Below are 12,221 nucleotides of genomic sequence, written 5' to 3'. Positions count from 1 at the left end.
TTCCAAACCAGCGGTACTCATCATGTTTTCTCATTCCTCTCGGTCATTGTGCCTGGGCCTGCTTGGCCTGTTCGCCATCAGCCAGGCCCATGCCAGTATTTCCCTGAGCGCCACCCGCCTGGTGTTCGACGGCCAGCACAAGGAAGCCGGCATTACCGTGCGTAACAGCGGTGACGCCGTGTTGATCCAGTCCTGGATCGATACCGACAGCGCTGATGCAAACTCAGTGCCTTTTGCAGTCACCCCGCCGTTGGCCCGGGTCAGTGGCCAGGAGCAGCAGTTACTGCGGGTGATCTACGAAGGCAAAGGCATGCCAACCGACAAAGAGTCGGTGGTCTGGCTCAACGTCCAGGAAATCCCCCAGGCCTCGAAAACACAAAACACCTTGCAGCTTGCAGTGCGCCAGCGCATCAAGGTGTTCTTCCGCCCTGCCGGGCTGGAATCCAACGCCTATCAGGCCCCAGTAGCGTTGTTATGGCGCCTGGAAGAGCGTGCTGGCAAAACCGTCCTGCGTGTCAATAATCCGGGGCTTTATCACGTTTCAATCGCGGATATAACACTTGAGTCAGGGCAACTAAAAGATAAGCCTTTTGATTCAACGATGATTGCACCCGGCGAACAAAAAGAGTTTGCACTGAAACAGCTAGATCGCACCCACACCGCCACGTTGCTATTTAGCAGCATCAACGATTACGGCGCACAAGATCGATATACCGCGAAACTGTCCAACACTGCCGACTCCCAGGCCACACCAGACAAAGAGTCGCCTTAACGTACCTGCCTGGTTGGCACACGTACTTCTACCGTATTTCTCTTCGCTCCGTTAGTTCGTATCGGAGGTGATATAGGTTTCCTACATGTTTTTATTTATGCGCAGCAGATTAAATCTTGGCGGGAACCGCTGTGGGCGGCTGACTCAGTGGGCGCCCCTGCTTATTGTCATCACCTCCAGCAGCACGTGCCTGGCCGAAGGCAGCGAGCAGGCGTCCGTTGAACAGTTCAACACCACGTTTCTGCAAGGCGCACCGTCCTCCGTCGACCTGCAACTGCTGCTGGCAGCCAACAGTGTGTTGCCTGGCAACTACCGGGTTGACCTCTACAGCAACGACACCCTGGTAGGCCGTCGCGATATCGACTTTCGCCGCAACCCCGTCAACGGCAAGGTTGATCCTTGCCTGACCCTGGAAATGCTGCAACAACTGGGCATCGACCTTGCCAAGCTGCAAGCCAGTGAAAAACTCACCCTCGATGACCCACAAGCCTGTTATGACCTGCCCGCCCTGATTGAGCACGCCAGCGTGCGCTACGACGTCCCACGCCTGCGCCTGCTGGTCAGCGTGCCACAACAGGCCATGGAACGTGGCCGTCGTGGCTACGTGGACCCGGCCTTGTGGGACGACGGCGTGTCGGCGGCGTTTATCAACTATCAGTTGAGCAGCAACCGTAACCACACCGACTACAACACCACGCTGTCCAATAACCTGGGCCTGCGTAACGGCATCAACCTGGGCGCGTGGCGGCTGCGCAACGAATCGAACTTCAGCAGCAGCACCGGCCGGCCCAGCACCTTCAAGAGCAACCGCAGTTACCTGCAACATGACGTGACCGCCTTGAAGGGCCAATTCAGCGCCGGCGATATCTTCTCCGATGCCGACCTGTTCGACAGCGTGCGCTATCGCGGGCTGAAACTGGCGTCCGATGAAGGCATGCGCGCCGACAGTGAGCGCGGCTATGCGCCGATCATCCGTGGCGTGGCGCAGACCAGCGCGACCGTGGAGATCCGCCAGAACAACTACATCCTGTACACCGCCAACGTGCCGCCGGGCCCGTTCGAAATCAGCGATATCTACCCCAGTGGTTCCAACGGCGACCTGGAAGTGACCGTCATCGAAGCCGATGGTCGGCGCCGGGTGACCATGCAGGCGTTTTCCAGCCTGCCGATCATGGTTCGCCAGGGCCAGGTGAAATACAGCGTCTCGGCCGGTAAATACAACAGCAATAACGACGACCAAGCGACGCCACAGTTTGTCAGCAGCACCCTGGCCTACGGCATCAGCAGCAACCTGTCGGGGATTGTCGGGGTACAGGCCACGGAGAACTTCCAGGCGCTGTCCCTGGGCGCCGGGCGCAATACGCCGATTGGCGCGGTTTCGGTGGACGTGACGCACTCCTCCAGCCGCACCGAAGGCCAGAAAGTCCAGGGTAATAGCCTGCGGGCGCTGTATGCCAAGACGTTCACCGGCACCGATACCAGTTTTACCCTGGCCGCCTATCGCTACTCCACTGAAGGCTATCGGACCCTGACCGACCACGTCGAGGAACTGAGCGCCGATGGCCTCAAGCGCACGGGCAACTCGAAAACCCGTACCGACTTGACCGTCAACCAGAGCCTGGGCCGCAACCAGCAGTACGGCAACGTCTATATGAACGCCAGCGACCAGCGTTATTGGGGACGCGGCGGCTCCCAGAGTGTGTCGGCGGGCTACAGCAACTACTGGGGCGAAATGAGCTACAACCTGTCAGCCACCTACTCCAAGGATGTTGGCAATTACGGGCCGGCGAACAATGACACCCTGGTCAACTTGTCGCTGTCGTTCCCCTTGGGTTCGGCACCTCGCGCGCCACGGGCATTTGTCTCTGCCAGTACGCAAAAGAACAGCGACAGCACCCAAGTGGGCATCAACGGTTACCTCTCGGAAAACAGCGACACCTACTACTCGGTGCAAGGCGGCAATAGCAGCAACGGCGGCAGCACCGGTTCGGCCAACGTCAGCACCCGCACCTCTGTCATGGACATCAGCGCAGGGTATGGCCAGGGCAGCGGCTACAACTCGCAAAACCTCAACCTGTCCGGCTCGATTGTGGGCCACGCAGGCGGTATCAACCTGGGGCAGACCGTGGGCGAGACCTTTGCCCTGGCCGAAGTACCAGATGTGGCTGGGGTCAAGATTGGCAGCTACAGCGGCGCCGAGACAGGTCGCAACGGTTTTGCCGTGGTGTCCAACGCCCAACCCTATCGGGTGAACTGGATCAGTCTGGACACCCGCGACCTGGGTGCAGACATCGAGATCGATAACGCCACCCAACAGGTGGTACCACGCCGTGGTGCAGTGGTACTGGCGCGGTACATCAGCAAGACCGGGCGCCGCGTGCAGTTCGCGTTGTTTGATGCCCAGCGCCAGCCGATTCCATTTGGCGCGGCCATCGAGGACATGGCAGGCAAACAGATCGCGATTGCCGACCCTAGCGGCAAGGCACTGGCGCTGATGGAGCAGGATTCAGGCACCTTGGTCATCAAGTGGGGCGAGCAACAATGCCAGGCGCCCTATGCGCTGGCAGAGCGTGACAAGGCGCTGAACTTTGAGCGGGTGTCGCTGGTGTGCCAGCCCTAGGCTATAAAAACACTGCAAAACAATGTGGGAGCGGGCTTGCTCGCGAAAGCGTCGTATCAGCCAGCCAATTTGGTACTGATCCACCGCTTTCGCGAGCAAGCCCGCTCCCACATTTTGATTTGCGCCTGGCCGTCAGAAATCCCGTTTGTAGAAGATATCCAATGAGCTGGCCACGCCGCTGGCCACTTCCAGATACACCCTCTTGCTCAACAGATAGCGCAAGGCAATGGTGCTGGCCGGCTCAAATACCCCGACCCCGTAACGCAGGCTGAGTTTCTCGGTGATCTTGCCGCTGGCCACCACTGCTGTGTTGTTGCCACTGCCCTGGGTGTCGAGTTCGAAGTCCTGGATCCCCAGGTTCTTGGCGATGTCCGAAGTCACCCCGGCACTGCCCATCAAGCCCAGGCCCAGCGCTGCCTGCGCCAGCATGTTGTTGTCTTCACCCGTAGTGCTCAACGGACGCCCCAGCACCAGGTACGACAGCGCCTGCTCCTGGCTCATCGCCGGTTCCGAGAAGATCTGCGTGGTGGGCTGTTCGGCGCTACCGCTCAGGCGGATCCCGGCGATCACGTCGTCGGTCTTGCGGATGGCTTCGATGTCCAGATACGGCTGGTCGAGGGGCCCGGCAAACATCAGGCGCGCACGGCGTACATCGAGTTTCTGGCCGTAGGCACGATAGCGACCATCGTTGAGCCAGAGCTCGCCACGGGTGTCCATGTTGTCGCCGATATGCACCTGGCCCTGGACCTTGGCGGTCAGGCCGAAGCCGGCAAAGTTGAGCTGGTCCTCGCCCACCACCACGTTGATATCCATGGCCATGGCCATCGGCGGCTTGCCCTCTTCGGTCTGGCTGCCGACGATCACCGTGTCGTCCGAGACCTTGACGGTCGACGGCGGCAGTTCGCGCACGGTGATATCACCACGCGGGATGTGGACCTTGCCGGCAATCGCCAACTTGTCGTCCTTGAGGGTGATTTTCAGGTCCGGCGCCACTTCAAGTTCCGCGTAGGGTTCGACCGTGACCGGCAATTGCGAGCCTTGCAGGCTGAGATCGACCGCCAGGGCGCGACCCCAGTCGATCTGGCCCTTGAGGCTGCCCTGCCCGGCCTTGCCACTGCGCCAGCCGCCGTTGAGTTGCACGCTTTCACCGGCAATCAGCGCCTGCAGGTTCAGGCCTTCGAGGCTGATGGGCAGTTCAGGTCCGGAAATCTCACCGGCGATCAGGTTGACGTTGCCGTTGACCTGCGGCGCCAGCAGCCCGCCGGAAATCCGCCCGCTGCCGTTGAGCTTGCCGTTGAGGGTTTCCACCATCGGCACGAACGGCCGTGCTACCGCAAGATCGAGGCCGGTAAGGCTGAAATTGCCGGAGATCGGCTTGTTCTTCGCCAGTGGGTTGATCTGAGCCTGCAACAGCAACTCACCGAGTTTGCCGCCACGGAAATTCAGCTGGGTATCAATGCGCGTGGGATTGAGCGTGGTTTCCAGCTTGAGGGTGTCGTAGGGGAAATCCAGCCACTGGTCCTTGTCCTTGACGCGCAAGGTACCGCCGCTGGCATCCACCGAGACCAGGCCTTTGGGGCCGCTGGCCGGCAGGTCGAGCTGGATATCGGCGTTGAGCTTGCCCTGCCAGGCAAAATCCTTGGGCAGCCATTGCGCCAGGCTATCGATAGGGAATTGCTTGAGGTGGTAGCGCAGCTTGGGATCGGGCATCAGGCGCTGGTCTTCACCACACAGGCTGGCGGGCCCGGAGACCCAGCAATGGGCGGCGAAGGTCAGCTTGCCGTCGGCCATGCGCTCGATTTTCGCCGGGGCTTGCAGCTTCCAGTCCTGGCCACCGGCCTGTACATCACCGCTGGCCAGGCGCCCGCGCCAGTTGCCTTGGTCGAGGTTGCCGTCCAGGGCCAGGGCCAGCTTGACCATCGGCCCCATCAGGTCCAGTTGGACTTTCTGGCTCTTGATATCGCCCTGGGCGCTGGCGGTCAGGGTGCCGAGCTGGGTGTCACCGGCCTGGATGCCGCTGCCCTTGAGGTCGATCTTCGCGCGCTGGGCATTATCCAGGGTGGCGTCCAGGCTGAGGGCTTGCAGGCGATTATCTTCAAATGCCAGTTGCTGGCCCTTGAGGTCGAGCTTGCCTTGCGGCGCCTTCAAGGTACCGGCCACGTCGAGCCGGCCATTGACCTGCCCACGCAACTGCGGCCACAACTGGGCCAGGCGCGCGAGCTTGATATCAATCTGCCCAGCCAGACGTTGTTGCAGGCTGCCACTGCCATTGATGCGGTTGTCGCCCAGGCGGATATCCAGGTTGGCCAGGGTCCATTGCTCACCCGCGCCTTCGGCCTTGGCGGCCAGCACGGCGGTTTGGCCGCGCAGACGGCCCTTGAGGTCGAGGTCGGCATTGAGCTTGAGTTGCTCGTTTTTCATTTCGCCCTGGCTGCGCAACGGCCCGGCGAGCGTGCCCGGCAGTTCCGCGACCCAGTACGCCGGGTTGATCGCCGACAGGTCCAGCGCGGTATCCCAGGCGATGCCATCGGCAAATTTCAGGTTCAGGTGGCCTTCGGCCTTGCCCTGGCCGGCGACCAGTTTCAGTTCCGGCAGGAACACTTGGGTCAGATCGCCACTGAACGGCGTGACCAGGCTGAACTTGCCGGCCGGGCCATCGAGATCGGCCTTGAGATTGCCCAGGTAGTTGCCGTCTTTGTAGGAAACCTCACCATTGAAGGTACGCAGCGCTACTTGCGGCTCGTCAATCACTGGGTAGAGGCGATGCCAGGGGAAGTCCAGCCAGTCGATTTTTGCGTCAGCACTGAAACCCTGCTGCCAATCCAACTGGGCACTGAGCTTGAGGCTTTGCTTGTCACCGGCCGTCAGGTCCAGGCCGGCGATCTGCGCGCCCTTGGCATCGACCCGGCCTTGCAGCAGCAGGTCGACCGGGCCTTTCTCGGCGGGCAGTACGGCTTTGCCCAGCAGTTGATAGCCTTTGCCCAGGTCGCCCTTGGCGGTGAGGTCCAGTTGATTGAGCTGCAAGGTATCCGGCAGGTCGGCGCTAGCCTTGAAACCATCGGCGGTAATGCGCACCTGCGCCGGTAGGTTCTCGACCAGGGGTTGCAGCTCGCCGCTGAGCTTGGCCGGCAGGTAGCCGCTGCTGTCGGCGTCGAGCTTGAGGGTCTTGAGCAAGTCGCCCTCGACGTTCAGTGCCACCGTCCACGGCGCACCGCCTGGGGCGTAAGGCAGGCTCAAGTTGCCGGTCGCCGTCAGCGGCCAGTCGCCGCTGGGTTTGAGCAAGCCGCTGAGGTCCAACACCAGGCCGTCGCGCTGCAGGTGTACCGCGTCGATCTTCATCCCCTCGCGAGTCCAGTGTGCCGCCAGTTGCAGGCCTTTGAGCTCTTCGCTGCCATTGAACAGCAGGCTACCGACGCGCACGTCGCCCAGTTCGATGGCTACGGGCAGGTTCAAGTCCGGCAGGGTAATCGGGCCGCTGCTTTCTTCGGTGCTGGGCGGGAATTGCAGGCTGACCTGCTCGACGTCCAGTTGCTGGATACACAAGGTCATGCGCAGCAGGCACGCCGGCGACCAGTCGAACTTCGGCGCATTGAGCTCCACGCGGCTGCTGTCTTGTTGCCACAACAGGCGGTCGGCGCTCCATTGCCCGCCGAGGCGGCCCTGGAAATTGTCCACGGCCAACCCCGGCACCTGGCCCAGGGTCCAGCGGCTGCCGACTTGTGTGCCCAATACGGTCCACACGGCCAGCAACACCAGGGCGATCAGCGCCACCACGCTCAAACCCGTTATTTTCAAAGCACGCATCACAACTCAGGCCCCATGGAAAAGTGCAAACGAATACCGCCCGGATCTTCCAGGGCGTGGGCCAGGTCGAGACGAATCGGGCCGACCGGCGAAACCCAGCGCACCCCCACACCGACGCCGGTTTTCAGGCTCGGCAAATCCAGGTTGTTAAAGGAGTTGCCCTGGTCGACAAACGTCGCGATCCGCCACTTTTCGGCGATGGAATACTGATATTCGGCGCTCAAGGCCACCATGTAGCGGCCACCGATGCGGTCGCCCTTGTTGTTTTCCGGGGACAGGGTCTGGTACTCGTAGCCGCGCACGCTCTGGTCGCCACCGGCAAAAAAGCGCAGGGATGGCGGCACGGACTTGTAGCCATTGGTGGCACTGCCGCCAAACTGCGCACGGCCGAGGAAACGGTGCTTGTCCCACACGGTGGTCAAGCCCTTGATCATGGCGGTGCCGTAAAGCAGGTTGGTGTCCGAGCCCACCCCTTCCTTGGCCACCTTGGTGTCGAATTGCAGGCGGTAGCCGTTATGCGGGTCGATGCGGTTATCACTGCGCAGGTAGGAATAGCTCAGGCCCGGCATCAGCAAATTGCTCAGGCCGGAGTCATCGCCCAGGCGATACTCTTCGCGCTGCCATTTCAGCGAGATCACCCGTGTCCAGCCGCTGGGCAACTTGCTGTGCCATTCCGGGCCGAGGGTGAGCAGCTTGCTCACGGTGTCGGTATTGGCCAGTTCTTCGTTCTGGTAGCCACCGGCGAAGCGCAGCTTGTCGGTCAGCGGCGGATCGAGGGGGATGTCATACCACAGGCCGACGTTCTGCCGCGGCGCCGACAACTCGGCCTCCCAGCCATAGCTGTGGCCTTGGGGATTGACCCAGTGGCGGGTCCAGTTGGCCTTGCCGCGCGGGCCGACGTCGGTCGAGTAACCCAGACCGAGGCCCATGGTCCGTGGTTTGCGGGTTTGCAGTTGGACGGCCACCGGGATCACATCATTGGCTGCCGCAGCCGGGGCGGCATCCACCCGCAAGCTCTCGAAAAAGCCGCTCGATTGCAGCGCCTGGTTCAGTTCGGCAATCAATTCGGAGTCGTAAGGCGTGCCACTTTTGAACGGCACCATGCGTTGCAGCAGTTCTTCGTCAAAGGGTGTATCACCGGCAAAACTGACCTTGCCAAGGGTGTAGCGCGGGCCGCTGTCGTAGACCAACTCGATATCGGCCACACCGGCCTGGGGATCGACGGATAGCTTCTGGCTGCTGAAACGACCACTGAAAAAACCGAACCGCGAGGCCTGGTTCTGGATCAGGCGTTTGGCGTCTTCGTAATGGCCATGGTTGAGAGCGGCGCCGGGCTTGAGGTCTTTGCTGTCGGGGACACGAAAGGACTTGAGCTCGGCCGCCGGGCCGTCGACCCGAATCGTGACATTACGCAGATGCACGGGCTCGCCGGGGTCGATGCTGAGGATCAGGCGCGGGTTCTTGCCGCCCTTTACCTCACTGGCAATCTGCGGCTGGTAAAAGCCCAGTGCCTGGGCGGCCTTGCGGGCCTGCTCCTCGGCACCACGACTGAAGCGCTGCAAGGCTTCCTCGTCACGCTCGCCAACCCCGCCGATATAGCCTTCGATATTGGCTTTTAGCGCGTCGTTTGAAGGCTTGATGCGCACGTCCAACTCGCTTTGCGCCAATGCGCCGCAGCTTGTGAACAGCAGAATCAAGCCGCTGGTAACTCTATTGGGAAACTTCATAGGCGCGGATGCTACACGAGCAAGGGAGCACCTTAGAACCGGGAATCGTCTGAATAATTCTGTGTTAAGGCGTTGCAGGTTGTAACACCTGTGGATTCGGGTGAAAAAACACATGCTCCAGGATCGGTCCTACAGCCACCTCGCCCACTTCTTCATAACCCTGGCGCTTGTAGAATTCCAGGTACAACGGATTGCCGGTGTCCAGCACCACGCCCTGGGAGTGCGGGTCTTCGGCGCACCAGTTATGCACGGCCTCAAGCAGTTGCTCGCCGTAATGCTTGCCCTGGAATTGCGGGTGAATCCCCAGCAACGGCAAGACATGCACTGACGCCGACGGCAGGCACGCCAACACCGCCTGATGGTAGTCGAGGTAACGCCGGGTGCATCTGAAACCGGTGCTCAGCCACATGCGCAATTGCCAGGCCCAGCTTTCAGTGATGCCCAGGCGCCGCTGCGGCGGTGCAATCAGGGCGATGCCGATCAGGCGGTCATTAACCAGCAGGCCAATGGCCGGTAATTCCTGGAGAAAGTGCTGCTTGACCAACTCGCGCACGGTGGCGCGTACCCGCTGCTCGTAGCCGGAACGCTCGGCTTCGAACAGATAGGCAAAGGTCGGCTCATGGCGATAGGCGTGGTACAGCAGCGAACGCGCTTCGCGCGAATAGCCGCTGTCGAGCAGGTGGACCTGGGCAATAGCGGTCGAGGTGTCGGGCATCAGTCGTCTCTCCCCTGGACGCAACTCAACAGGTCGCGTTCTTATTGTTACGAGCCCGGGGCAACTGAGTCGTTCCCTGCCATTGGCTCCCTGAGAGACATTAGCAGTGCATCTGTCCTACCGCCACGCTGGCCCCCGTCCGACTTGTCGGCTAGCATCGCCCTTTTGCCAGACTGGACTGCCGACCATGAAAATCGTCTCCTTCAACATCAACGGGCTGCGCGCCCGGCCTCATCAGCTGGCGGCCCTGATCGAGAAACATCAACCGGACGTGATCGGCCTACAGGAAACCAAGGTCCACGACGACCAGTTCCCGCTGGCCGAAGTCCAGGCCCTGGGCTATCACGTGTACTACCACGGGCAAAAAGGCCACTACGGTGTCGCCCTGCTTTCGCGCCAGGAACCGCTGGCCCTGCACAAGGGTTTTGCCAGCGACGAAGAGGATGCCCAGCGCCGGTTTATCTGGGGCACCTTTGCCGATGAGCATGGCAACCCGATCACCATCATGAACGGCTATTTCCCACAGGGCGAAAGCCGCGATCACCCGACCAAGTTCCCGGCCAAGCAGCGCTTCTACGAAGACCTGCAACAGCTGCTGGAAAGCCAGTTCAGCAATGACCAGGCCTTGGTGGTGATGGGCGACGTCAACATTTCCCCCGAGGATTGCGACATCGGTATCGGTGCCGACAACGCCAAGCGCTGGCTCAAGACCGGCAAATGCAGCTTCCTGCCGGAAGAGCGCGAGTGGATGGCCCGCCTGAAGAACTGGGGCCTGACCGACAGCTTCCGGCACTTGAACCCGGACGTGGCGGATCGCTTCAGCTGGTTCGACTACCGCAGCCGCGGGTTTGAAGACGAGCCCAAGCGCGGCCTGCGCATCGACCTGATCATGGCCTCCAATGGCCTATTGCCACGAATCAAGGATGCCGGCGTGGACTATGAACTGCGCGGCCTGGAAAAGCCCTCGGATCACGCGCCGATCTGGCTTGAACTGAGCTGATTATTGCGACAACGCAGTCAAAAAATGTGGGAGAGGGCTTGCTCGCGAATGCGGTTTAACAGTCACGTATCGGGTGACTGGTCCACCGTATTCGCGAGCAAGCCCGCTCCCACATTTAGATCTGTGAATACATTTGGCTCTGTGGGGTGCCAGTCATATTATGGAAACCTTACTGACTTAATCTGCCCGCACTTCCTATGGCTTGAGAAGGTGGCGGCATGATGCTGCGCGCTCTGTACCTGCTGGCACTCTGCAGCACTTTTCCTCTTGTGGTCCTTGCAACTCCTCTTCCCTTTCCCGAACACGGTCCGGTCTTACGCATCCAGGGCTCCAACACCATTGGCGCGGCGTTGGGGCCGGCACTGGTCAAAGGCTTGATGGAACAACAGGGGCTCAAGGCCATACACCGCGAGCCGGCGCCCCGCCCCAATGAGCAACGCATCGTCGGCAGTACGGCCCAAGGCCAGCGTGTGTCAGTGGAAATCGCCGCCCATGGTTCCAGCACCGGCTTTGTTGCGCTGAAAAATGCCGAGGCGGACCTGGCCGCCGCTTCGCGCCCGATCAAGGACCGTGAACTGGTCGAGCTCGAACCCCTGGGCGACCTGAAAAGCCCTGGCGCCGAACAGGTGATCGCCATTGATGGCCTGGCAATCATCCTGCATTCACGCAACCCACTACACACCTTGAGCAGCGGGCAACTGGCGCAGGTTTTCAGCGGTGAAATCAGTACCTGGGAAGCCTTGGGCGGCAGCGGTGGCAAGATCCATCTATACGCCCGCGATAATCAATCCGGCACCTACGACACCTTCAAGGAACTGGTGCTCAACCGTCACGGCAAAACCCTCGACAGCACGGCAAAGCGCTTCGAATCGAGCGAGCAATTGTCCGACGCGGTCAGCCGCGACCCACAAGGCATTGGTTTTATTGGCCTGCCCTACGTACGTCAGGCCAAGGCGGCTGCCATCAGTGACGGCGACTCCCAGGCCATGTTGCCGCAGAACAGCCTGATCGCCACCGAGGATTACCCACTGTCGCGCCGCTTGTTCTTCTACCTGCCACCCAATAATACGAACCCCTGGGCCGCAGCGCTGGTGGACTTTGCCCAAGGCGCCCAGGGCCAGGCCATCGTTGCCGCCAATGGGTTTATTGCCCAACAGGTCCAGGCCATCACCGTGCAGCCACGGGCGCCGATGCCCGCTGCCTATCAGGCCATCGCCCGCGAGGCGCAGCGCCTGACCGTGAACTTTCGCTTCGAAGAAGGCAGCGCCAGCCTGGACAACAAGGCACGCCAGGACCTGGCGCGGGTGGTGGCTTATCTCAGCAGCCACGACAAACTCGACAAACGGGTGACGCTGGTGGGATTTGGCGATGCCAAAAGTGATCCGCAGCGCGCGGCATTGCTCTCCAAATTGCGCGCGATGGCGGTACGCCGGGAACTGGTCAAGAGTGGTGTGGTGTTGCGCGATATTCGCGGCTTTGGCGCCGAGATGCCGGTGGCGACCAATAGCGTGGATGAGGGGCGGATCAAGAATCGTCGGGTGGAGGTCTGGGTTTATTGAAGCCTGAAGACGGGTGTTGACTGG

Annotated in this window: 7 protein-coding genes; 4 read left to right on the top strand and 3 right to left on the bottom strand. The window is 61.1% G+C overall.

Translation table 11 applies throughout. From position 1 onward, the window contains the following. Positions 1-22 precede the first annotated feature (22 nt). Positions 23-772, top strand: coding sequence for a fimbrial biogenesis chaperone (locus KL786_RS15325; RefSeq protein ID WP_032860242.1), 750 nt, complete (start codon positions 23-25; stop codon positions 770-772). A gap of 85 nt (positions 773-857) precedes the next feature. Further along, positions 858-3,392, top strand: a complete 2,535-nt coding sequence (locus KL786_RS15320) for a fimbria/pilus outer membrane usher protein (protein WP_458729609.1) — start codon at positions 858-860, stop codon at positions 3,390-3,392. Between the two features lie 132 nt (positions 3,393-3,524). On the opposite strand, the gene KL786_RS15315 is transcribed toward KL786_RS15320, so the two are convergent. The 3 genes from KL786_RS15315 to KL786_RS15305 form a co-directional block, all read right to left on the bottom strand. Next, positions 3,525-7,196, bottom strand: a complete 3,672-nt coding sequence (locus KL786_RS15315; protein WP_215518154.1) for a translocation/assembly module TamB domain-containing protein — start codon at positions 7,194-7,196, stop codon at positions 3,525-3,527. Then, on the bottom strand, positions 7,196-8,923 hold the full coding sequence (locus tag KL786_RS15310) for an autotransporter assembly complex protein TamA (RefSeq protein ID WP_215518153.1): 1,728 nt from the start codon (positions 8,921-8,923) through the stop codon (positions 7,196-7,198). The genes KL786_RS15315 and KL786_RS15310 overlap by 1 nt, the downstream gene beginning before the upstream one ends. A 64-nt stretch (positions 8,924-8,987) precedes the next feature. Then, positions 8,988-9,638, bottom strand: coding sequence for a GNAT family N-acetyltransferase (locus tag KL786_RS15305; protein ID WP_154842872.1), 651 nt, complete (start codon positions 9,636-9,638; stop codon positions 8,988-8,990). 187 nt (positions 9,639-9,825) lie between these two features. Between KL786_RS15305 and xthA the strand changes: the two genes are divergently transcribed. Next, complete coding sequence (xthA, locus tag KL786_RS15300) at positions 9,826-10,638, top strand: exodeoxyribonuclease III (RefSeq protein WP_032860246.1); 813 nt, start codon at positions 9,826-9,828, stop codon at positions 10,636-10,638. Positions 10,639-10,856: 218 nt separating this feature from the next. Continuing rightward, positions 10,857-12,197, top strand: a complete 1,341-nt coding sequence (locus KL786_RS15295; protein ID WP_215518152.1) for a substrate-binding domain-containing protein — start codon at positions 10,857-10,859, stop codon at positions 12,195-12,197. The last annotated feature ends 24 nt before the right edge of the window (positions 12,198-12,221 follow it).

Origin of the sequence: Pseudomonas sp. TAE6080, from assembly GCF_018732265.1 — a bacterium.
GTDB classification, from domain to species: Bacteria; Pseudomonadota; Gammaproteobacteria; order Pseudomonadales; family Pseudomonadaceae; genus Aquipseudomonas; species Aquipseudomonas brenneri.
This window is presented reverse-complemented; position numbering and strand designations above follow the sequence as displayed.